This window comes from Halorubrum rarum (assembly GCF_048380895.1).
Classification (GTDB): Archaea; Halobacteriota; Halobacteria; order Halobacteriales; family Haloferacaceae; genus Halorubrum.
The window spans coordinates 1-22777 of record NZ_JBLWMN010000001.1 but is presented as its reverse complement, the minus strand read 5'-3'; the positions used below and the strand labels follow the sequence as shown (position 1 = coordinate 22777).

Below are 22777 nucleotides of genomic sequence, written 5' to 3'. Positions count from 1 at the left end.
ACACGCCACTGTGGCCCACAGCACATTACATAGATACTAGTGTAATTTTTTACGCATTGATCGGCCCCGAGGAGGAGAGAAGTACGGACGATGACTGTATGTTCTATATCGCAATATGTGGTTTATGAGATCCAGTTGGGACGTCACACACGCAGTTGTATATTACTGAAATTTATATACTCTCCTGAGATACCCACGTCTCACTCTTCGAGTAGTTAACAATGCCTCAGATCAACTGGTACACGTTCGCCTCGTACGTTTCACGTACTTGGTCTCCCCAGTTGTGCGTGTACGTATCGATCACGTCGTCGGCGACGTCGCCGCGAAGGTACTTGACGACGCCCCGATCACCCGTTCGATCCCGAAGGTGCGTCGTGAAGAAGTGCCGGAAGTAGTGCGGGGTGACGTTTTCGCTTGCTCCGCCACCGGTTCGGTACCATCCTTCCTCGCGCGCGTAGCGTTCGACGACATGCCGGACGGTCTGCGGCTCGATGCGTCGTCCCCAACCTTCCGTGGTTCCGACGAACAGTGGATTCGCAGCGGACCGATCGTCCGGCCGGATCGCGAGCCACGCTTTCAGCGTTCGCGCGAGCTCTGCGTCGATCGGTATCACCGTCTCCCGTTTACGCTTGTTCGATGCGGTCCGAACCTCTCCGTTCAGTTCCGTGCCCACGGTCGCGTCCGGCGATACGTACATCGAGTTCGGCCGGGTGTCGAGTGCCGGTCGCGTCCCGAGCTCGTACGTCTCACGTAGTTCATCGTCGTCGATCGACACGTCGCGCAGATCGAGGTTACACAGCTCTCCAACGCGGATCCCGGTCTTCAGGAGCGTCACGATCAGCGCCCGGTGGAGCGGATGACCGATATCGCCCACGAACGAGCGCATTCGTTCGATCGAGACGTCACGACGGGCGGGATCTTTGTCCACCGTTTCGTCCATCTCCTCCATTACGAGCGTCATCGGGTTCCCCTCGAACGCACCGACCTGTGTCATGTACCCGTAAAACCGGTGGAGGTAGGCGGCATACGTCGCAACGGTGCTCTCGCCGACGTCGCCACGCAACGAGTGAACGAACGCCATGCAGTCACGATGGGTGGCAGACGACGGCGACGTGTCCTCGTCGAGCGAGCGTTCGAATCGTCGAAGCACTCGCTCGTACGACTCCCGCGTTCGGTCGCTTTTGCCGTGGTACGTGAGATCTTCGATGAAGTACCCGACCGGGTCGTCCGGATCCGTCGGCGTCGATCGACTACCCATCGATCAGCGTGTACCCGCCTTCTCGTCCGTTGTACCGGACGCGGTTTCGATCCTGGAGCGACTCGAGTGCGTCCTCGATCCTGTCCTCGAGATCACCGGATATCTCCTCGAACAGCGCCTCCCATGGAAGCGTCTCCGCAGCGAGAACTGATTCGATCCGCCTTTCAAGCCCTTGACCCCCAGGGTCATCACCTGCAGAACGGTCCTGCGAACGGTTGGCTTCATCTCCTAGCGAGAACCCTCGTCTCCCGGCCTGTACCATCGTTCTCACGAACTCGCTTTGTGACATCCCCAACTCGTCGGCGTGTCGCTGCCACTCGGACTTCTGGTGTGCCGGCACGTAGGTCTTCACCGATCGTCGGTCGTCAGTCATCGATATCGGACCCATTCGGCCCACCCGCTTCAATCTTTCCCATATTTACGGATAAGTGACCTTATCCCAACTAGGAGGACCAATACTCGGCGGATATGTGGGGCTTAATTGCTAGATAAACACACATCATGGATAGAATCCGGGAATATACTGTTGGTAGGGTAGTCCTATAGTTATGGATCTGTATCGTACGGAGCGCTTCGGAATGGTACACAGATACGAGTCTCTCGTTCGTGAACCGTCGCTGCGTCGAGGTCACGACTCTCGCTCAACGTCTCGTCAGGGGAGTTGTCGGTCGAGGATCGTCGAAACGGATTTGCGGTTCCGAGTCGGCCGTGGTTCGGGACGCACCGATCGCCCTTGAGCGCGGATCCGCGGACCGGAGTGTTCCGTTTCGACTTATTTCGACTCATTTCGAGACCGGTCGCTGATGATCCTCCCCGGTTTCGGCCCCTTTTACCATCCCACGGCCTTCAGAGTACTCGATCGATCCCGGTGACGTGTAGACAGCGTCCAGAAGCGGCGTGAGGCCACCTGAGAGCCGTTTAGCTGAATTGAGAGTTTGGGGGAGGTGAACGGTGGAACGTGGCTTCCAAGCGCGTCGTGACTCCGAGTACGAGTCGGTTCACCCGAATCGGAGGTCGGTTGGTTGTATGGGATCGATCTTCGTCGGGGTGCCACCTGATCGATAGGAGATCGGGACGGTTCACCGTCGTACGGTTGATAGATGCGTTCGAGCGGATCGTCTCTCAATCTCCGAAGCGTACTCGACCCCGCGGCGGCCGGACTCGAATACTTCCCGAGAGACGACACACGAGTGGGATGTACACGAGTTCGAGGAGTTCCCCGTCATCGAGAACACCTCAAAAGGATCGGACGCGAAATCGGAACCGGTCTCATTGTCTCCGTAGCGCACCCCGAGCTCCGATCGCGACGTCACTTCGCCGCCGACATCGGCCCCCGATCGATGAAATATCAGCAGTAGTGAGAGACAGATCTCCGATCGGTTCGCGGCGATCCGGCTCAACGGGCTTGTCGCTCTTTACCATGTTAGAAATCATCTATCAAGCGAAACCCACGACGGTGTGTTCGAGACTAATAAATTGTATGATGCTATATACAGTATTTACCCCGATTCCAACGAAGTAGTTGATTATCGGTTGGATCGTCACCTACTCGTGGGAGGAGGTCACCTGATGAGTTCGGTTGGTTGATCGTCGACCATCAATGTGTCCCGAATGAGGGTGTCGATACCTCGTCGCAACCGTTCGGAAAGCGCCTGATGAGAGATGCCAAGGTCTCCCGCGATATCGACGAGATCGACATCGCGGGGGACCGTGTAGAACCCTTGCTTCCAAGCAGTCGTCAACGCCTCAAACTGCGCGTCAGTGAGTTCGTACCGGCCCGCCGGTTGGCCGTTCATCTCGCTGATCGCGATCATCTTCAGATCGATGTCGTGCTCCTTACAGTGGGCCATCGTTTCGCTCGCACCGTCATGAGTCGGGAACATGAGCCGTACGATCCAGCGCCCGTCGCTCGTCGTCGCCGTCAGGATCGTTGCCTGATTCGTCACGAGCGTCTCAAGCAGACCCTGGACGTTGTCGATCCATTTCATCCGATACAACAACCGATCGGCGTGCTCCGAGAGTAACTCGACCTCCTCTGTCGTCGGATCGTCCGAGAGGGCCGTATCGAGATGGTCGTGATCGGCGGCGCTCGCCCATATAAGAGGCATCACGCTTGTCTCGCACGTCTCAACCACCTCCTCGACCTCGAAGCTCGCGTTCGGGACCGACGACAGCGTTTCCGCAAGAACGAACTTCTCGTGGGGAAGAGCAGCTGACAGTAGCGTGACCATGGCTGTCGCTCACTTGTCTGACCTACATATTAAAGGTAGAGTATAGTTCACAATTAACTCTCGTTATTGGTGTATTAATTCGGCGGTACGAGTTCCGATACACCGCCCCGGATCTCGCCCCTCGAAGCTTTCGTGGATTAGTCGGCTACTACCATCCGAAACCAGCCGGAGTGGTGAGGACCACCAGCATACCGGTTATCCCGTTATGTCTCGAAATTCGACGGCGACGTCCGAGTTCATTGGCAAGCAACCGGCCGACCCCCTCGTCTTTTCGTACGGTCTCCGGCTCAACACGGATATACCCTGTCAGTCCTCTTTGACCGCGGCAATCGCCTCTTCCGGCGCGCCACACGCCGGACACGACTCCGGTATCCCGTCCTCGAGGTCGCCCATCTCGCCGCACTCCGAACAGCGCCACATCAGGTATCCCTCGCCGAACTCCTGTCCCGGGATGGTCTCCGCGTCGTCCCCGCCGGTTGAACCGCTCTCTGTCGTCGCGACCTCGAACCCGTCGGCGGTGTACCCGCTGACCTGCCCGAGGGCCCGTCCGTCCTCGTCGTACACCGTCTCGCCGGGAGCGATGGCCTTGTCGTCCGGGTCCGACCCCGCATCGTCGCTCATGCTCGATCCCTCCGTGGTAGCCGGCCGGTCCGGGGAACGCGGCGGATCATCGTTCAACCCCCATCCCGGAGCAGCGCATGCCCTGACCGATCAGTTCGGCACTCCCGATGACCAAACGTCGACCGCGCCGAACCCTCCGGAAGAGTCGGATGAAGACGGAGATGACCACGCCCAATCCCGGCATCCACTTCGATGCGATGGCCGCACCGAGTAAGAGGATCCCCATCCGGCTGTCCCGGCGGGCGAACGCCACAGCGGCGTCCAGCAGGGTCGATGCGATTCCCAGTCTCCGTAGCCTTCGTCCGCCGAGCATCGATCGTATCATGGGACCGCTACGGAGTCGACGTATAACTGATTCGGGCTTGCGTTCGCAAGTTCTCCGCCGAGGAGTCGTCCCGTGACGTCGACGGGATATCAACGGGTGTCGGAGCGATACCACCCCGACTCGCGGAACGGCTGTCGATCACCCGTCCGCGTCCCCCTCCTCGATCCGGTCGGCGCTCTCGAGGTCCAGACATCGGGAGTATCACCGCTCTTGATCCCGCGATCGTGAAGCGCGACCTCGAACCGCTGCCTGAACTGCTGGACCGCTCCCGACTCACCGACGACCCCAACGTCGACGTCCCTGACGTCGAACACGCGTTGGAACCGATCCGACGACACCGTCTCGCCGTCGACGATCTGGGTGTCCCCAGCGATCGCTACCCCTGTCGGTGTCTCGACCGCTACGACGGTACTCATCGTCGATGGGAGCTACCGCTGATTCATTCGAGCGGACCTTCGGCTCGCGCTGCTCCTTGAGGAAGGTGGCTTACCACCTGTGAGTGGTTAACTAAGTCACTGTGTGGCAGATGACCAAGGAGATGGATGTGACCGATCCGACGACGAACGAGGTAATCGACTCGTACGAGGAACACTCGCCGTCCGATGTCGACGAGATGCTCGAAGCCGCCACGACCGCGTTCGAGACGTGGAGACACCGCGCGCTCGCCGACCGGGAGCGGCTGCTCGCGGGTGCCGCGGATGTCCTCCGAGAGAACGCCCACGAGTACGCCGAGACGATGACGCGCGAGATGGGCAAGCCGATCACACAGGCCGAAGCCGAGGTTGAGAAGTGCGCGCGGGCCTGCGACCACTACGCCGAGCACGCGAGCGCATACCTCGAACCCGAGCACCACCCGAGCCCGCCGGGGACGACGGTCAAGACCGTTCACGAACCGCTCGGACCCGTGCTGGCGGTGATGCCGTGGAACTTCCCGTTCTGGCAGGTGTTCCGGTTCGCCGCACCGTACCTTACGGCGGGCAACGTCGGCCTGTTGAAACACGCATCGAACGTCCCCGAGTGTGCGCTCGCCATCGAGGAGGTGTTCCGGGAGGCGGGCTACCCGGAGGGGGCGTTCCAGTCGCTACTGATCCCGTCCGACCGCGTCACGGACGTGATCGCAGACGACCGCGTGACGGCCGCGACCCTCACCGGGAGTGAGACCGCAGGACGGGCCGTCGCTTCGACGGCCGGCGAGCATCTGAAAAAGACGGTGCTGGAACTCGGCGGGAGCGACCCGTACGTCGTCCTCGAGGACGCCGATCTGGAGGCTGCAGCGTCGACCGGCGCATGGGCGCGCAACCAGAACGGCGGACAGTCGTGTATCGCCGCGAAGCGGTTCGTCGTCGTCGACGCGGTGTACGACGAGTTCCTCGAACGGTTCGTGGAGGCAGTCGAGTCCCTCGCCGTCGGCGATCCGACGGATCCGGCGACGGACGTGGGACCACAAGCGCGCCACGACCTGCTCGAGGACGTTCACGAGCAGGTGCGGGACAGCGTCGAGGCGGGGGCGACGGTCGTCACCGGTGGCGAACCACTCGACCGCGAGGGGGCATACTACCCGCCGACGGTGCTCACGGAGGTTCCGAAGGGTTGTCCCGTGGACACGGAGGAGGTGTTCGGTCCCGTAGCGACGGTGTACCGCGTCGCCGACGAGACGACCGCCGTCGAGAAGGCGAACGACACCGCGTTCGGACTGGGTGCCAGCGTGTGGACGACCGACCGCGCCCGCGGCGAGCGGCTCGCCGGCGATATCGACGCCGGCTGTGTCTACGTGAACGAGCTCGTGAAGTCCGATCCGCGGATCCCCTTCGGCGGGGTCGGTATTTCGGGGTACGGCCGAGAACTCTCCGAGGACGGTATCAAGGAGTTCGTCAACCGCAAGACCGTCTGGCTCGCCGACGAACCGGGAGACGAAACGGTGGTCGAATGAAGGCCTCGGACCTGCTGGTCCGGTGTCTCGAAGCGGAGGGCGTCGATCACGTCTTCGGTCTGCCCGGCGAGGAACTCGAGGATCTGCTGTTCTCGCTGCAGGCGTCCGACATCGAGTTCATCCCCGTGCGCCACGAACAGGGAGCGGCGTTCATGGCCGACGTCCACGGGCGGCTGACCGGCGACGCCGGCGTCTGTCTGGCGACGCTCGGCCCCGGGGCGACTAACCTCATCACCGGCGTCGCCGACGCGCACCTCGACAAGTCGCCGCTGGTCGCGATCACGGGTCAAGGCGGGCGTGAGCGACTTCACAAGGAGAGCCATCAGGCGCTGGATATCGTTCAGATGTTCGATCCGGTGGTCAAGTGGAACAGCCAGATCGCCGAGGCCGAAACCATCCCCGAGTCGGTACGAAAGGCGTTCAAGCTGGCCCAGTACGAGAAGCCGGGTGCGACCCATCTCGAGTTTCCCGAAGACGTGGCTGCCGAGGCGGTCGAGGCAGCGCCGCTTTCGCCCCGTCAGCGGGTGCGTCGTTCAGATCCGGACCAGACCTCGTTGGACCGGGCGGCCGATCTGGTTTCGGCCGCGGAGGCACCGCTGGTACTCGCCGGCAACGGAGCCGTTCGGACTCCCACCGCCCGTCAACTCCGGGAGTTGATCGAGCGGGTCAGTATGCCGGTCGTCGCGACGTACATGGGAAAAGGGGCAATATCGGACCGACTCGACGCGTCGCTGATGACGCTGGACTCCGGACCGGACCGCGAGGCGGCCACCGCGATCGGACGGGCCGACTGCGTTCTTGCGGTCGGATACGACATCGCCGAACACGATCCGAAGTCGTGGAATCCCGACCGCGACAAGACGGTCGTCCACATCGACTACGAACCGGCAGAGGTGTACGAGCACTACGACCCCGACGTCGAGATCGTTGCGGATATCTCGGCAACGCTCCGTGACCTTCGTGAGCAGCTGGACGACGATACGGACGCGACGTGGTGTCGGGATCGACACGAGCGGATCGTCGCCGACGTCTCCCGCGAGCCCGACCCGGACGACCCGTTCTCGGTGAAGCGGACGCTCCCGTACCTCCGGGCAGCGATGGCCGACGAGGACGTCCTGATTTCTGACGTGGGAAGCCACAAAATGGCTATCGCACAGCACTTCCGCACCTACGAACCCAACACCTGCATCATCTCGAACGGACTTGCAAGCATGGGAATCGCCCTCCCCGGCGGAGTCGCGGCTGACCTCGCCGTCGACGCCAACGTGGTGGTGGCAACCGGCGACGGCGGGTTCCTGATGAACGCCGCGGAGATCGAAACCGCGACCCGACTCGGGCTGGGGTTTACCATCGTCGTCTTCAACGACAACGACTACGGGCTCATCTCTCAAAATCAGATCGAACACACGGGTGAACAGTTCGGGACCGAGCTGACGAACCCCGACTTTCAGCGGTTTGCAGAGAGCTTCGGGATCGACGGCTATCGTCCGGAGACGTGGGCCGATGTCGAGTCGACGCTTCGAGAGGTCGTCCCCGAAGACGAGATGGCGCTCGTCGAAATCGCCCTCTAATACGGTGAGGAACGTATCCGTCGCTTCGCCGAGCCGGTCCCAGTTCCCCCCGGTGGTAGTACGGTCGCGGCCCTCACTGTTGCAGCGAGAAAGGCCCCGCGCCGGCGGTCCGCTGGGCGACCGCCGAGAGCCGGAGCATGTACGCGGTCAACACGAGGAACGGAGCCAGCGAAATCGTGAACACGGTCGCGACGAAGCTCAGTAGTGGTGGGAGACCGAACACCCACGTGTCGGGCAGGATCTTGGCGTTGATCGCGAGGATGGCCGACGCGGTGACTAGGATCGACGGCAGCGAGATAACGAGGAGCGTCTGCGACAGCTGTGACACCTCTTGAGTGTAATAGATCGTTTTGAAGTACTCCTTGCCGACGGCGAACAGCTGGAACGCCTCGACGAGGTCGTCGAGTCCCTCGTCGAACGTCTCGGACAGTTCGCTCCCGTGAGAGCTCCGCAGCGCCCGCGAGCGGTCCATGAACGTCCCGTAGTCCGCCTCTAGACCGAGCCAGAGGATGCCGAATTCCGCGCCAGAGGCGCTGTCGCTCTGATGATCGAGCGGCTCAATCGTGTTGATGACCTCGTCGACGTACTCCTGGATGTCCGCAGTTAGCTCCCCGTCACTCCCCGCGGTGATCTCTTCGAGGGCGCTTGCGCGGTCGTGGATGACCGCCGCCATCAGACTGAGGAACGACGCCGGATCTGTGGGGCTCTCGCCGCTCTCGGTTAGCTCACCGATGTCCCGTCGGAACTCCATCACCCCCTGGATACGGTTCCCCTGCGCGTCCACGGAGGTGATGTCGTGGGATAAGACGATCGAGTTAATCGACACCACGATCGATACGAGCAGAATGATGCCACTCAACAGCGAACTCAGGATCGTTTGAACCGCGGGCGTCTCCGTGAGGACCTGTTGCATCTGGAAGGTCCAGATAGACCCGATGAGCATGAGCGCCGCGAACACAAACGTCAGCAACGCACCGGTGACCGCGAGCCGGTTGGCCTCCAGCAGGACCCACCGGATCACGTGGAACCGGCCGTTTCGCTGCGGGACCGGGAACCAGTCGCGAAAGCCCCAGTAGTGGTCGACGAGGCTCATGGGCTATTCACTGCGAACTCGACGACGAGCGCGTGCTGGACGTCAAGTCGCCATCCATCGGGACTAGTCCCGTCGGAGATGGCGAGGAGTCGTCGAATGGAAAGCTCACGTCTCCCGTTCGCGGGATCGGGTGTCACCGACCTACACACCGGGCACCCCAAGCGCCTCGAAGCCGATCAGTCCCACGACCGCCATCACGTAGAGGACGATGAGCGAGGCCACGGCGGCGATCAGCGCGATCCCGGCGGCCTTGACCCAGCCGCCCGGGTACTGCCAGTTCACGACCGCAAGGTACGCGATCAGCGCCAGAAGCGGACCAAGAAGTGGGATCCTACCGAAGAAGAACGCGACGATCGCCCAGACGACCGCGCCCACTAGGGCCGTTACCACCGCCTTTGGAAAGTCGTCGATGTTCGTCATCACGCGTGCCCCGACGTAGATTCCTGTCGCGCCGACGAGCAGGCTCACCAGGAACACGATCAGCGTGTCGACGATTGCCATGGGTACCACTCGACTCTGAGGCTGATACGATCGCTGCTTGCGGGTGCAACCCGGGGTCTCCGTGATCTCAGCTCCTTTCTCCAGTTCCCGTCCGGCTCGCCCCGGTTGAGGAGACGCAGCTGTGCTTCCGCCTCGTCGTTGGGGGGCGGTCGAGGCGACGGTCACGTTGCTCGGCGGCTTCGTTCACAGCGGAACAAGGAGGACGTCCACGGCTTCAGCCGTGGGAGGGATCCGACATATGCACCTAGCATAGGCAAGCAGAACGGTTAGCCTCGGAAACGTTGTTCATCGGATCACCATGCAAGACGGGATACCACTGACAGAGGGCGTCGAAGACACCGACCAGTTCGACACCTCTGGCGTCGAGACCGTCTCTGATAACGAGATCCGCCTGATCAGGTAACACCGCTCATCGGGCCTACCGCTATGTCTCCTGCTGGACCCTTCTTTTCAGTGCGGGACTTCGACGTGTTATCGTACAAACCTAAAAAAACATATGACAGTTAAACGATACCAAATCACATGAACGTTCGCCCTGCGGAGTCGGATGACCGAGAACAGATCAGAGCACTCACACGCGACTCGCTGCAATCATCGTACTCGCTCAGTCCAGAAGAGATCGAGATGATTCTCGAAGAGGAATTCAACGACGCATCGCTGGCCGACCTGCTCGACGATGCGGAGACGGCAGTGCTCGTCGTCGACGAGACGGTCGAGGGCACGGAAACCGTCCGCGGATTCGTCACCGTCGAGATCGGAACGGAAGCGACGATCCGGTGGCTCCACGTGGATCCAGCGGCACGGGGAGGGGGTGTTGCCACGGCGCTGCTCGATCACGTTCGCGAACGGTTTGCCGAAAAGCCGATCGCGGCGTGCATCCTTGACGACGCCGTGGAGGGCGGCGAGTTCCTCGAAGAGTTCGGCCTCAAGCAGGGTGATCACGACCAGATACTGGTCGGCGGGGAGGAGTTCGCAGTCACCATGTTCACGGAAGGCCAATCGACGGAGACGCCGAACGAACCAACCGTCACGGTCCCGGAGTCCGTCACCGTCGACGGGGTTGACCGACCCGTCGATCGCGACGATAGCGTTCCCGGCAGTGAGGCCCCGTTCTTCACCGTGTACAGTGCGGACGACGACGAGGAGGACGCGTACGGGTACTTCTGTTCACAGTGCGGCAGTACGAACGTCTCGATCGACGGACTCGATAGGCTCGAATGCGGGGACTGTGGCAACACTCACCTGGCCGACGAATGGGACGATGCGTATCTCTGACACGGGAACGGACGGGGGAGGTGTACGAGTGAGAGAGTGCCGGGATGGGCGGGCCGATCTCTCGGTCCTTCGGGCGGGATGCATGGCGGACGTCAAAGCTACCGGTGAACGTAGTCGTACCCAGTTCTCACGAGGTCGTCGACTCGTGAGTTGCGAACGTCTACCTCAACTGCTCCCTCCCGAATCGCGGCGACCACTGTTTCTGGCGTGAGTTCCGCAGCCTCGATCCGGGTTACCGTCCGCCCGACCTCGAAGGGATAGTGGGCGTCGCTCCCGCCGACGACCGGTATTCCACGCGATTTGGAGAGTGCTCGTACGCGATCGGCGTTGTCGGGGTGTTTCCCGTTTATCTCGACGGCGTCGAACTCTGCGTCACTCTCGCGAAGGCGACTCCGGCGATACGGATGCGCGATGATCGCGGCACAGCCCGTACTGTGTGCCTGCGACACGACCTCCTCCGGAGTTCGTTCACCGGGAACCGACCGACGTGGCGGATCCGGTCCGATGACCAAGAGGTGGCCGAGCGTCGTCGTGATTTCGATGCCCGGAATGAACTGTGGACCTCCCATCGCGCAGTCGAACGGGCTGTAGTAGTCGTGATTGGTCAGCGCGATGGCGTCGAGCCCGGAGCGTTGTCCCCACAGTGCTAACAGACGCGCGCCGATCGGGTCGAAGGCGGTCGGTTCCGCGTGGAATCCGTGAAAAAACCGAGTGTGAGCGTGGAGGTCTACTGTGAACATTGCGTCCTCGGATGATGATTCGTCGTCCCCCAGCCGTTCGCGGGAACCGGCAGCCTCATGTGTCCGTCGGGGTAGGGTCGTATCCCTCCCCGACTACGAGCCGCAGTGTGTTCGGTCGAACATCGAGCGTGAGGTCGCGTCGCTGGATGATCTCCCCGTCCAAGCTGAATCTGACGGGTTCCGACGAGTGGCTCATGATCTCCAGCGATGCGGCTTGGAACCGGTCGATGTGTGCCGAATCCTGTCCGAACAGGCGCTCAAGCACCGTATCACTCATCAGATCGATCGCGGGCACGTCCCTGACGATCACGACCTCGAAGAGACCGTCCTCCATGTTGGCCTGTGTGGTCCCGTCCGCCGCGAATTGACGGCCGTTCCCGACCATCACACAGAACGCTTCGCCGCTCCAGGCCGGAGTGCCTCCGTCACTCGCCTCGTTATCAATGGTAAGCTCCAGCGGTTCGAAGTCCGTCACGGTCCGGAGGGTCGTGAGCACGTACGCCAACCCACCGATTCGGGACTTCAACTCCCCGGACGTCTCGTCACTTGACGTGGCGGTTAATCCCCCGACACACGAGTTCACGAAGGGCCGATCGGTTGCCATCCCGAGATCGATAGTACGCTGGACGCCGTCATCGAGGGCAGTGTACGCGGTTTCGAGATCGGTGATTCCGATCTGTTTCGCGAAGTTGTTCCCCGTCCCGAGCGGGAGGATGCCGAGCGTGACGTCGTCGAACGCGTCGGCCCGGTCAATTCCCTGAACGACTTCGTTGACAGTACCGTCACCGCCGCCGGCCACGATCGTCGAGTATCCGGCCTCGACAGCCTCCCGTGTCAGTGTGAGCACGTCGCCGGCTCGTTCGGACCGTTCGATCGTGTACCCGGACAGATCCGCTCGGGACTCGACCTCGTCGGCATGGGAGCCGCTTCCACTCTGTGGGTTATAAATAATCACGGTGTCCGCCATACTAGACCCCGTTGGAGACGATGGAAGCACTGGAGGTGATGTCAGTTCGGGCTCCACCCTGTTCGATAGCCGATCGTGGGACCTGATGTTCCCGGATACTTCGGTCCGGAGCGGGGGATGTTCGAAACATTAGGTCCTGATCGCACTGCTGGTAGATTGTTAGGAGGTCCTCTCTTTTGTAGGCACAGATTATCGCTCCGTTGAGACACTCAACAGGTGACATGTTGTGACATTCCTGTGGTCAATGCAGATACGGCGGCGATCGAAAGCGGGAGTGAGTGTTGCAGTTCACCGGTAGCGAGACGATATGTGAACCGCACCTGAGCGCCAACCGCTCCGACTGGGCAGCCTGCACGGGCGCGTCCCGTCCACCCGGCAGGGGCCGGCACAGAGGGTAAGTGGCTTCGGCACGGCTCTACGGGAATGACGACCGATCAGAACGACGATAGCCGCGAGCAGGGTGTGGAGCTCGGTCCGCTCGCGGACGAGCTTGAAGACGAGGAGTACCCGATCGATCTGGAGACCTTACTGGAGCGGTACGGCGACTACGAACTGGGGTTGGGCGACGACACGACGACGCTCCAGACGGTGTTAGAATCACAGGACGGGGTCACCTACGAGTCCGCCGACGACGTACGTCAGAGCGTCATCGGGATGGTCAGTGACGAGGCGATCGGCCGGAAGAACTACTCGGATCGCGGCGGCAGCACGGAGGCCGAGGAGGACACCGAAGAGTCGATGTAGGCGGCTGGCCGGCCAGCCGCTTCGAAACGGGGTTCGCCCCATCCTCACTGTGCCGTCCGGTCGCGCGGTTCGCTCAGTCGCGCAGCCAGATCCCGTCGTGCGGGTGTAGGGGATTCATCGCGCTCTCGGCGCTCACCGCTAGTGACCGGAACAGGAGGGAGACGGTTTCTCGGGCTTGCGCTCGCATGCCGCCCGATTATGTTCGCCCGGCACTTCTCTCCGCTGAGTCATGATCAAACGCCTACTCACGCTCGCGTATTACGCGTCCAGCGTCATCACCACCCTCCACCTCCTCCACAAACTGGTCCGGGCGATCCGCGGTCGGTCCGGCTGAGCGACGAGCGACGTTCGGATCGAACCCTCTCGAACGGAAGAACGCTCCCCTCAAGCCGGAACGGACCGACGAACGAGACCAGCCGACGCCCGGGCTCCGAGGAACAGCAGCGCCGGCCCAACGTCACGCAGCCAAGCGGCCGGGTAGATCACCAAGAGGCAGATCACCAAGATGACCATAACGACATCGGTACCGCCCATTCCGATACCGCCGATCCCGACGGCAATAACGTTGACCGATAGGAATCCGACACGGATGGCTACGGACCCGCTTTTCGCGGCTGTCGACCGCCGGATAACCGAACGCGACAGTCGAGACGGACTTGGGCTGGCGGACGTTGCTGACGCTCGCTGGCAACACCGGTGCGACAGCCGCCACGTACCGGGTTCGTGTCGTACCGACTGGAACAGATCGCTCTCGCTACGAGGAGAGAGATACTGATTCGGCGCGCTTGTCTACTATGGATCCGGAAATTCGAACTGAGAGTTCCGTATACGAGAAAACCACCCGGGAACGCGTGGCCGCGTGGGTGCTCATCGAGGGGGATCGGCGTGTCGTCGCGAGTGGTATCTCCGTCAGTATCGTCGGGATCGTTGGAGCGCTAATCTGGGGTGATATACTCGCTGTGGGACCGGACAGCGCCACCGGTACGCTCTTTTCGAGTGGTCTTACTGCCGGTGTCATAACGCTAATTACGATCTCGCTTTCGATAAATCAACTCGTTATGTCACGTGTGTTCGGGACTATTGACTCGTTGACAAACCGTCTCAATAGCGCGCGTGAACTTCATGAGGACATCGCAACCCTCGCCGGACGGCCGTCGAGTCCAAACGATCCGGCCGCGTTTCTCTCACTCATCGGCCGGACGCTGAGTGACCGGGTCCTGACCCTCCATGCGATGGACGAATCCGGCGATTGGGACCCACCAAGTGAGGTGACGAGCGCACTTCGTGACATCGGAGAGTACGGAGAAAACATCGACGCACGGCTTGAAAACAACACGCCGGTTGATCACGTGCTCACCGTCCTCTTGGGAACCGAATACGCCGTGAATCTAACGTCGATCCAACATCTGCAAAACGGATACGCCGAGTCGGTCCCGGACGCCGTTCAGGTGGAGCTCCATGCGGTCGAGAGGCTTCTCGAGTCGATCGCCGTCGTGCGTCAGTTCTACAAGACGATAGCCCTCCAACAGGATTTCGCAGAACTCTCGCGTATGATCGTCTACACCGGGTTGATAGCGTTCGTCACGACGATCGCAGTGACACTCATCTACCGGACGAATACCGTGACGGTTCCACTCTCAACGCTTCCCATCGTTGTCAGTCTCGGTATTGGCGTCGTCACCATGCCACTCGCGCTTTTCGTGTCGTATATCCTCCGGGCAGCAACGATCGCCCGGCAAACCGTCTCGGTCGGTCCGTTTATCCCCCCGTAATGACGTCCCCTAACGCCCCTTCGTATCACCTGTGGGGATGGACCATCCCAGCGGCCCTAGTGGTTGTTCAAGCGACGACACCGGCACCGGAGGTCGGTCCTGGAGAGCTCATCGAGTACTGGCCGGTCGTCATCCGCATCGGCTGGTTCCTCGCCGGCCTCCTCGCTGTCGTGATACTCAATCGACTCTTCATCCAGCCCGTCTTCGCGCGGATACTCCGCCGGCGAAACCACAACAATCCCACGCTTCAAAACGCCTTGCTCAGGTATTTTCAGGTAGTCGTCATTGTCATAGCCGTCTTCGTCGGTGCAAGCATCGCCGGATACGGTCCTGCACTCGGTGACTCCGCACTCCTCATCAGTGCCATCGCGCTGGCGATCGGCGTCGCGGCCCAGGAGGTGATCGGATCGCTGGTTAGCGGCATCGCCCTCGTACTCGATCCGGACTTCAACGTCGGTGATTACATCCAGTGGCCAAACGGCGAGGGGGTCGTCCAGTCGATCGCCCTTCGAACCACGCGCGTCGAAACGAAGGACGGCGAACTCGTGACGATCCCAAACACGATCCTAACGAGCAACGAGATATCTCGTCCGTTCGGCCGGGGGAATCATCGGATCGTCCAGCAGTTTGGAATCGCCTACGAGAACGAGATCGACGACGCGATAGGACATTTCGAGGACGTCGCAGCCTCGATCGACGCAGTTCTCGCAGATCCGGTCCCGGTCGTGTATGTGGACGAACTCGGGGACGAGGTCACAGTTCGCATCCATTACTGGATAGAAGATCCCGGCCGGCAAGACGTCCTCGCCACCCGGTCGGAGTATGCTCGCCGAATCAAGCACCGGTTCGAGAACGAGGGAATCACTATCAGTCCCATATCGGAGCTAGAGATCACTGGACGGATCGGTATCGACGACTCGGGACGGCCTCGATGAACCGTCCCGGGCGCGACTGGCCGAGGTCTAATCGGTATCACACGGTGAGCGCTGAATCCGCTTCGGGAGCGACCAGCCGATCCCGAGCGCGGTCAACGGCGTCCGATCGCTCGGCGTCGTTCCCCATGAGGACCGTCTCGCTGGGGAACAGGTGCTCGCCGAGTACCAGTCCGTGCTCACGTGCGGTCGATCCGGAGACCGTGAGGTAGACGCCGAGTCCGGTGTCGGCGATGGCGGCCTCCTCCTCTTGGGCCTCGCGGGTCGGATACGCGAACTCGACGTCGTCGAGGACGTCGGTTCCGAGCACGGCGGTGACCAGCCGCTCGTAGCGCGGCGAGATACAGAGCTTTCCGTCGTACTCTCTGACGAACTCGCGGTCGAGCTCCGCTCCTCCGGGAAGGATCTCCGGACGGGCCATGAGCGTGTGATAGACAGTGTCACCGAGTCCGCTCACGACCCGAACGTCGGTGTCGAGCGGATCGATGCGTTCGTTCACGTCGGCGAGTCCCTCCAGTCCCGCGGGCCGGATCCCGACGACCTCCTCTAACACGAGATCGGCGGAGTCGAACCCGAGCGCGAACTCGTGGGTCCGTAACGCCCGAAACGGTTCCTCGCGACCGACGAGCTTCAGTTCGACGCCGCCGAGATCGACGGTCGCGGCGTCGAACACGATCCGTCGTGGTTTCCCGTCGCGGTCGTCGCGCAGCAGCGTGAACTCGGGCTCGGTCGGCTCGCCCGGATCGGAGTAGTCGGCCAGCCGTTCGTACGGACCGGCGTCGGCCTCGACGCTGCCTTTCGTCACCGCCTTCTCGTACCGAAGCGTGTTGCTCACCCGGTCCGCGAGGTCGTCGAGTGCCTCGTGATGGCCCACGTTGGCGACGCGCTCAAGAACGGCTTCAAGCGGACGGCCCTTCCGTGGGACGGCGACCGGGACGGGTTCGCTCATTGGTGCCGATCGGGGACCGCCGCTAAAACGGGTTGCGCTTTCGACCGGCTTACGGTCCGAACGCCTCGTTGAGGCGCTTCCGGAACGCTTCGAGCTCCTCGAGGTGATCGTTGATGCCCGCGAGCTCCGCCTCGATGTCGTCGACGTCGTCGCCGAGGCTCTCCTCGAGCGTGGTCAAGCGGCCGTCGACCTCCGCGAGATCGTCCCAGACGTCGTCGAACTCGGCGTCGAACCGACCGAGACGGTCCTCGACGTCGTCGACCCGCGCGTCGGCGTCCTCGAGCGCCGCGGCGGTGTCGTCGGTCACCTCGTACAGCGTCTCGACGTCGTCGCCGATATCATCGACCGCGTCGTCGAGTCCGGACAGGTCCGAGGCGACGGACGAGACCTCGTCTTCGACGTCACCGATCGCCTGCTCCGCATCGGACACGTCGGCGATAACCGCGGAGACGCTCTCGTCGAGCTCGGAGACGGAGCGTTCGACGCGGGCGACCGTCTCCTCGACTCCGATCACGGAGCCCTCGACGCCCTCGATATCGCTCGCGAGCTGTGCGCGCTCCTCGTCGGCCGAGTCGACGCGGTCGTCGATCGCGGTGACGTCGGATTCCATCGCATCGACGCGCGACTGGAGCCCGTCGAGGACCTCTTGAGCGGTCCCGTTCTCGTCGATGAACTCTGCGAGCGCGTCCGCGTACGCCTCGATATCGGCGACGCTCGACTGGAGTCGGCTGATCCGAACGTCGACGCTGCGCGGCAGGCCGCCGTCGAGCTCAGACCGGAGGAGTTCGAGATCGTCGTCGTCGACGTCACCGGAGCGGATCTCCTCGGCGAGCGTCGCGGCGAGACCCGCTTCGGCGAACGGGGCGGGGTCCGAACCGGACTCCGGCTCCGAGCCGTCGTCGGGTTCGACGTCCGACTCCGTCGGGGCCGTCTCGTCTTCCTGGCCCTCGTCCGACACCTCGTGCGGTTCCCCCACGGCCTCCTCGTCGGATTCCTGACGTGGAGTGACTGCGGCCGCCGTCTCCGCGTCGGTGGGGCGCGGTTCGATGTCGCCGTCCGCGCCATCGCCGGCGTCGGCGGCATCGGCGTCGTCGGCGGAGTCGAAGTCCGTCTCGTCGTCCGCGACCGAGCCGTCTTCGAGCGGGTCGTCTTCGAGGAGGTCCTCCTCGAGCGGGTCCGCCACCGACGAGTCGTCGGTCGCGTCTTCCTCGCGTTCCATCCCGGGGAGCGTGGCCCGATCGCCGGAGAGGACCTCTCGAACCGCGTCCGTCTCTCCGGTGCCGAGGACGTCCTCGATCTCCTCGCCGACCGGGACGTGTTCGATCACGGGAGCGCCGAGGAAGCCGTCGATGTCGGGATCGTCGGAACGGATCCCGAACACGGTCTCGACGGACTCGCCCGGTTCGAGCACGCGTTCGAACTCGACGCGGTGGTCCTTGTACGCGGTCCAGTTGTCGCTTTCGTACTCCGGATGGAACCCCACGCGGTCCATCGGGAACGACTCCGGGATGGTATCGACGATACGTACGCGAGCCGACTCCGTTCGGTTCGAGGCGAGATCGTACGTTACCGCTGGTACGGGAAACTCGTCGTCTGTAAAGGACTTCTCGACGCTGATCCCGTCCTCCTCGACGGTCATCGCCGATTCTGCCGTCCGTTCGGTCATAAACGAATGCTTCGCAAGGAGGGGCTTAAATTCCACGGGCCGTGTTTCGTCCGTGATAACCCGACGTCGTCCGGAGGGGTGTCGACGCGCTCACTCCTCGTCGGGCATCGTGTACTCTCCGAAATCGTCCACGGTCCCGACCGGTGGTGCACCGAACATGAGCCACGTTTGGGCGTCGTCGCTCTCGTTTCGGACGCTTCGGACCGATTCCGGACTGATTCGGACGACGCCGCCGGATGACACCTCGTGGTCCGAACCGTCGATCCGGACGTGACCGCCGTCGAGCGCGACGTATATCTCCTCCTGTCGTTCGTGTGCGTGCGGAGCGGTCGCTTCGCCGGGGGCGAGAGTGATCGCGTTCACTCGCATCTCGCTGCTCCCGAGCGAGTCGGTGAGCTTTCGATGGAGGAGGCCCGATTCCGGGAACGGTTCCTGATCGACGTCGTCGAGATCGAGGACGCTGAACTCGCTCGTCATCGTGTCGTGGCTACCACACGCAGTTATAAATCGACTCGGTCGCCGATCTCGACGATGTCCAGGCGGTTCGGGTGTTCGAAGCTTCGTGCGTGCGAATGCAGGACGGTGGGGTCAGCCGTCAGTCCCTTCCACATGTCCCAGTGGGTCGGAACCAATCGATCGAGTTCGAGCGCGCTCGCCGCCTCGATTATCTCGTTTTCGTCGCTGTACCACTTCGTTCGGACGGGCTCGCGCGTCTCCTTGTCCGGAACGGTGCCGACCGATCCGAACGCGAGGATCCCGAGGTCGATATCGTATCGCTCGGCGAGGTCGGAAAACGTCGACGAGGGCTTGCTGTCTCCGGCGTGGAACACGGTTCCGGTCTCGTGTTCGATCACGTAGCCGACCGGATGGGTCGCATCGGGGTCGGACACCTCGACGACGTGGACGGTGAACTCGCCGATCCGCAGTTCGTCGCCCTCGGTCACCTCGAGGAACTGCTCCTCGTCGACGTCCCACTCGTCGGTCCACGACTCCTCGTCGCGCGCGACCGCGAGCGAGTCGTCCGGAGCGACGAAGTCGGCGTCCGTGTTCGCGAGGATCGGCGCTTGTGAGGGGCCATGGACGTGATCGGTGTGTTCGTGCGTCGCGAGCACGGCGTCCGCGACCGCGACGTCGGCGGGATCGAACGGGACGGGAATCATCCGGATCGTCCGCGGCGGGTCGCCGAGCCCGACGTACGGGTCGATCCAGAGGACCGTCCCCTCGGCCCCCCTGATCGCGAAGCCGTTACAGCCGAGATACCACAGCGCGACGGTGTCGGGGTCGGCGTTCGCGACCGCTCGCGGCAGCCAGTCGCCCCAGTCTGACGTCGTCATACCCCTCCCTGCGTTGGCGTGGTCCCTAATCGTTCCGGAGCGAGTCCGGGACGGGGTGGGTATCGAGGGATCGAGGACGGAACCCACCGAGAGCTGAAACGAATCCAGTGCCCCCGGTCGCGACCCATCGTGTCGGATCCATCATACGCCTGAAACGTATATACCAGGCCTACGAACGGCGTGATGGAGGGTCAGCTCACCGCGCCTTCCGTTACGAATGGCACAACGAACCGATCCGCCGTCGTCAGTGTTCGACGGCACGAACTCGTCGTATCGCTCCGATCTCGTCCGACTCACCGTGCGGACGAAACGTTTCGGAAACACGCTCGTGTACAGCTCCGCGTTCATGGCGTTCGTCGCCGCCGTGGAGGTGGGCATCGCGACCGCCCTGCTCGGTCTCCCGGTGACGCCCGCGCCGCTCGTCGTCGGCCTCGTCGCGTTCGCGGTGTACACCATCGACAGCGTCGCCGACGCCGACACGGACGTGCGTTCCAATCCCGACCGCGCGAACTACGCCAGGCGGTACGCGGATCAACTGATGATCGCCGCCGCCGTCGCATACGGGGTGGCCGTCGCGCTCGCGCTCGTCGGCGGTCCGGCGGCGCTCGCGCTTACGCTCCTGCCGGGGGCGTTCTGGGTGTTGTACGCCTCCGACTGGCTCCCGTCACTCGGGCGGGCGACAGGTCGATTCCTGGGGAGTGTCCCCCGACTGAAGGACGTGCTCCTCGTGAACTCCGTGTTAGTCGCGCTCGGCTGGGCGGTCGCAGTAACGTTCCTTCCGCTCGCGTTCGCGGGCGTCGCGATCACGCCGGCGGTCGGCGTGGTCTTCGGATACTTCTTCCTGCGCTCGTTCGTCGACGCCGAGCTACCGAACGTCCGTGACGTCGACGCGGACGCCGCGATCGGCGTCGCGACGCTGCCCATCGTGGTCGGCGTCGAATGGACTCGTCGAGCGCTGTACGCCGTCGATCTCGCGACCGCGACGCTCGTCGCCGCCGCGGTGTCGATGGGGCTGTTCGCGTGGCCGCTCGCCGCCGCACTGCTCGTCGGCGTCGCGATATCGGTCGGCGTGACCGCGCTCGCGGGACGAACGTCGAAACCCGACCTGCTCGGCATCGCACCCGACTGCTCGTACATCGTCGTCGGCGTGGTGATCGTCGGCGTGTGGCTGCTCGGCTGAGTCGGGCACCCCGTTCGCCGGTCCCCACACTATCCCGTGCATCAGTTCCGTTGAAACACCCAGTATTTGACACACGTGAGTCCGATCGCGGTCAGTACAGGTTAATCACGTACCGATATTTAACGCCAATCTCTCCACAATATGTCAGTAGCGGCGTGCGAGATATGGATGTTGTATGAACCAGAAGCTATATTGGATACCTCACTTTTTGTGTGCTAATGAGACTGTTCGGAGGGGGAGATGAAAATAAAAGAGCGGAGCGTTTAGCGAATAACGCAAAAGGAGAAAGCGTTACACTGGAGCGCCTTACTACAATAGAACGCGGGTTTGGAAAGGGCAGAGATTACCTAGCAAACAGCTCAGTATTAGATTGGCTTAAGGATTCGGAGCAGCCCCATTTCATTTTCCCAAGTCGTGTAAATAACCGCATCAAAAGACAAGCTGGCAGCGACTTAGAACCAAACGGTGAGTATCGAGTTGTTCTCGTGGTTACCAGTGAGAGAGTACTCTTTTTGATTGGTGACAAGAGCGATGATCGATCGCTTACTATCGAATACGGAGATATTTCCGGAATAGGATTTGTCAAACAAGAGTCATCCGGGATGTTGGAGCCTTCAGTAGCCACTCTCAAAGTTGAGACCAAAGATGAGACGTATTTTTTCCAACTTTCCGGGGAGGATGAGGGCATGGAGACCGCTTCTGAGTATATTTTAGAGGCATCTGAGGTCAATGAAGATATTCAAGCGGATTTCGAAACCCCAAAAACGGTCGGACAAGAGGCCCGCGAACGGTCTGATAGGCGGTTGGAGCAAGCAACTAACAACCCGAATGATCAGGGCCCGCAGCCCATTTATTCAGGGAAAGGTGGCAAGGTTAGGATTGAAGGAAATACGAAGCAAAGAGAAAATTGTGGTGGCGTTGAAGTTTATGAAGGAAAAATAAAAGTAGAAAAGAAAGGCATGATAAATAGAAGTTGGATTACGATTCCAATAAGTGAGATACGAAGCGTCGACTCTACCGTATTTGGCAAAGTCTCGATCGTCACCGATGCCAATGATTATACGATCAGTGGATGCTCTATTGCGACGCAATTGGTAGACTTTGTTAATAAATGGGAAGACGAATCGAACAGAGGAAATCAGGGAGACGCCATCAGTGCTGCCGAAGGAATTGAAAGATTTGCTGAGCTCAACGAAAAAGGAATTATCTCAGATGAAGAATTTGAGAAAAAGAAAGAGGAGTTGTTATAGCCAGCTGTTTTAGCTGAATTGAGATAGGACCCATCCTGTTTGGTGAGGTTTTAACGGTCAATGGGGTGATTTCCGATGGTTTGTCACTCCTTTGTTCTTGGAACACCTCCCCTTTTGCACAGCAAAAGCGAATCTAGTACAACATTCGCGCCCTGCATCTCGCACGGCTATCAGAACACCTCCCTAAGCTGGTAGAGATTCAACGGCCAATTCAGATACAGCGGTGATCGATAGCGGGAGTGAGTGTTGCAGGTCGTCGGTCGCGATACGGTATTTAAACGACCGTGATCGACGGCGACTGCCACTTATAAACGAACTGTGCGGTGGCGTCGCCGGCGCGACGCGCCGGCTGCAAGCGAGAGCCTCGCTCTCGCCCTGTGCGCCCGTGAGCGGCCGTCAGGCCGCGAACGGCCTCGCGCGAGGGAGTCAGGGGCGGTC

General features: G+C 61.6%; 22 protein-coding genes. 8 read left to right on the top strand and 14 right to left on the bottom strand.

All coding sequences use genetic code 11. The features are described 5' to 3' along the window. Nucleotides 1-226: 226 nt before the first annotated feature. The 6 genes from ACNSN7_RS00110 to ACNSN7_RS00085 form a co-directional block, all read right to left on the bottom strand. Nucleotides 227-1258, bottom strand: a complete 1032-nt coding sequence (locus ACNSN7_RS00110; protein WP_418279815.1) for a tyrosine-type recombinase/integrase — start codon at nucleotides 1256-1258, stop codon at nucleotides 227-229. Continuing rightward, the gene (locus ACNSN7_RS00105; RefSeq protein WP_418279814.1) at nucleotides 1251-1631 is read right to left on the bottom strand and encodes a DUF5805 domain-containing protein; all 381 of its coding nucleotides are present in this window, start codon (nucleotides 1629-1631) and stop codon (nucleotides 1251-1253) included. Before ACNSN7_RS00105 ends, ACNSN7_RS00110 begins: the two co-directional genes overlap by 8 nt. A gap of 1189 nt (nucleotides 1632-2820) precedes the next feature. Then, a complete protein-coding gene (locus ACNSN7_RS00100) occupies nucleotides 2821-3489 on the bottom strand; it encodes a helix-turn-helix domain-containing protein (RefSeq protein ID WP_418279813.1) in 669 nt (222 codons plus the stop codon). A 306-nt stretch (nucleotides 3490-3795) separates the two neighbouring features. Next, nucleotides 3796-4110: a DUF7130 family rubredoxin-like protein gene (locus tag ACNSN7_RS00095; protein WP_418279812.1), complete on the bottom strand. Its 315-nt coding sequence runs from the start codon at nucleotides 4108-4110 to the stop codon at nucleotides 3796-3798. A 46-nt stretch (nucleotides 4111-4156) separates the two neighbouring features. Next, nucleotides 4157-4435: a hypothetical protein gene (locus tag ACNSN7_RS00090; RefSeq protein WP_418279811.1), complete on the bottom strand. Its 279-nt coding sequence runs from the start codon at nucleotides 4433-4435 to the stop codon at nucleotides 4157-4159. A gap of 89 nt (nucleotides 4436-4524) precedes the next feature. Next, on the bottom strand, nucleotides 4525-4851 hold the full coding sequence (locus ACNSN7_RS00085; RefSeq protein ID WP_418279810.1) for a hypothetical protein: 327 nt from the start codon (nucleotides 4849-4851) through the stop codon (nucleotides 4525-4527). Nucleotides 4852-4973: 122 nt separating this feature from the next. Here ACNSN7_RS00085 and ACNSN7_RS00080 point away from each other — a divergent pair, with 122 nt between their 5' ends. Beyond that, a complete protein-coding gene (locus ACNSN7_RS00080; protein WP_418280184.1) occupies nucleotides 4974-6365 on the top strand; it encodes an NAD-dependent succinate-semialdehyde dehydrogenase in 1392 nt (463 codons plus the stop codon). Then, on the top strand, nucleotides 6362-7936 hold the full coding sequence (locus ACNSN7_RS00075) for an acetolactate synthase large subunit (protein ID WP_418279809.1): 1575 nt from the start codon (nucleotides 6362-6364) through the stop codon (nucleotides 7934-7936). Before ACNSN7_RS00080 ends, ACNSN7_RS00075 begins: the two co-directional genes overlap by 4 nt. A 73-nt stretch (nucleotides 7937-8009) precedes the next feature. Here ACNSN7_RS00075 and ACNSN7_RS00070 read toward each other — a convergent pair whose 3' ends face one another. Both ACNSN7_RS00070 and ACNSN7_RS00065 read right to left on the bottom strand, forming a co-directional pair. Beyond that, nucleotides 8010-9029: a DUF7972 family membrane protein gene (locus ACNSN7_RS00070; RefSeq protein ID WP_418279808.1), complete on the bottom strand. Its 1020-nt coding sequence runs from the start codon at nucleotides 9027-9029 to the stop codon at nucleotides 8010-8012. A gap of 141 nt (nucleotides 9030-9170) precedes the next feature. Continuing rightward, complete coding sequence (locus ACNSN7_RS00065) at nucleotides 9171-9524, bottom strand: hypothetical protein (protein ID WP_418280183.1); 354 nt, start codon at nucleotides 9522-9524, stop codon at nucleotides 9171-9173. 528 nt (nucleotides 9525-10052) lie between these two features. Between ACNSN7_RS00065 and ACNSN7_RS00060 the strand changes: the two genes are divergently transcribed. Further along, a complete protein-coding gene (locus ACNSN7_RS00060; RefSeq protein WP_418279807.1) occupies nucleotides 10053-10805 on the top strand; it encodes a GNAT family N-acetyltransferase in 753 nt (250 codons plus the stop codon). 98 nt (nucleotides 10806-10903) lie between these two features. On the opposite strand, the gene ACNSN7_RS00055 is transcribed toward ACNSN7_RS00060, so the two are convergent. Further along, nucleotides 10904-11545 (bottom strand): PHP-associated domain-containing protein, encoded by a 642-nt coding sequence (locus ACNSN7_RS00055; RefSeq protein WP_418279806.1) that lies wholly within the window; start codon nucleotides 11543-11545, stop codon nucleotides 10904-10906. Between the two features lie 55 nt (nucleotides 11546-11600). Beyond that, a complete protein-coding gene (locus ACNSN7_RS00050; protein WP_418279805.1) occupies nucleotides 11601-12512 on the bottom strand; it encodes a diacylglycerol/lipid kinase family protein in 912 nt (303 codons plus the stop codon). A 423-nt stretch (nucleotides 12513-12935) separates the two neighbouring features. Between ACNSN7_RS00050 and ACNSN7_RS00045 the strand changes: the two genes are divergently transcribed. From ACNSN7_RS00045 to ACNSN7_RS00035, 3 genes are all read left to right on the top strand, one after another. After that, on the top strand, nucleotides 12936-13256 hold the full coding sequence (locus ACNSN7_RS00045) for a DUF5789 family protein (protein ID WP_418279804.1): 321 nt from the start codon (nucleotides 12936-12938) through the stop codon (nucleotides 13254-13256). Between the two features lie 794 nt (nucleotides 13257-14050). Beyond that, complete coding sequence (locus ACNSN7_RS00040) at nucleotides 14051-15028, top strand: DUF7972 family membrane protein (protein ID WP_418279803.1); 978 nt, start codon at nucleotides 14051-14053, stop codon at nucleotides 15026-15028. Continuing rightward, the gene (locus ACNSN7_RS00035; protein WP_418279802.1) at nucleotides 15028-15963 is read left to right on the top strand and encodes a mechanosensitive ion channel family protein; all 936 of its coding nucleotides are present in this window, start codon (nucleotides 15028-15030) and stop codon (nucleotides 15961-15963) included. The genes ACNSN7_RS00040 and ACNSN7_RS00035 overlap by 1 nt, the downstream gene beginning before the upstream one ends. Nucleotides 15964-16000: 37 nt before the next feature. On the opposite strand, the gene ACNSN7_RS00030 is transcribed toward ACNSN7_RS00035, so the two are convergent. The 4 genes from ACNSN7_RS00030 to ACNSN7_RS00015 form a co-directional block, all read right to left on the bottom strand. Continuing rightward, the gene (locus ACNSN7_RS00030) at nucleotides 16001-16909 is read right to left on the bottom strand and encodes a phosphoribosyltransferase HisG-related protein (RefSeq protein WP_418279801.1); all 909 of its coding nucleotides are present in this window, start codon (nucleotides 16907-16909) and stop codon (nucleotides 16001-16003) included. A gap of 49 nt (nucleotides 16910-16958) precedes the next feature. Beyond that, entirely contained in the window at nucleotides 16959-18575 is a 1617-nt protein-coding gene (locus tag ACNSN7_RS00025) for a hypothetical protein (RefSeq protein ID WP_418279800.1), read from the bottom strand. A gap of 90 nt (nucleotides 18576-18665) precedes the next feature. Next, on the bottom strand, nucleotides 18666-19052 hold the full coding sequence (locus tag ACNSN7_RS00020) for a cupin domain-containing protein (RefSeq protein WP_418279799.1): 387 nt from the start codon (nucleotides 19050-19052) through the stop codon (nucleotides 18666-18668). A gap of 23 nt (nucleotides 19053-19075) precedes the next feature. Next, nucleotides 19076-19909 carry an MBL fold metallo-hydrolase gene (locus ACNSN7_RS00015; RefSeq protein ID WP_418279798.1) on the bottom strand — a complete coding sequence of 278 codons (834 nt, stop codon included), beginning with the start codon at nucleotides 19907-19909 and terminating at the stop codon, nucleotides 19076-19078. A 217-nt stretch (nucleotides 19910-20126) separates the two neighbouring features. Between ACNSN7_RS00015 and ACNSN7_RS00010 the strand changes: the two genes are divergently transcribed. Together ACNSN7_RS00010 and ACNSN7_RS00005 are read left to right on the top strand one after the other, a co-directional pair. Continuing rightward, nucleotides 20127-21089 carry a UbiA family prenyltransferase gene (locus ACNSN7_RS00010; protein WP_418279797.1) on the top strand — a complete coding sequence of 321 codons (963 nt, stop codon included), beginning with the start codon at nucleotides 20127-20129 and terminating at the stop codon, nucleotides 21087-21089. A gap of 218 nt (nucleotides 21090-21307) precedes the next feature. Further along, complete coding sequence (locus ACNSN7_RS00005; RefSeq protein ID WP_418279796.1) at nucleotides 21308-22339, top strand: hypothetical protein; 1032 nt, start codon at nucleotides 21308-21310, stop codon at nucleotides 22337-22339. Nucleotides 22340-22777 lie beyond the last annotated feature (438 nt).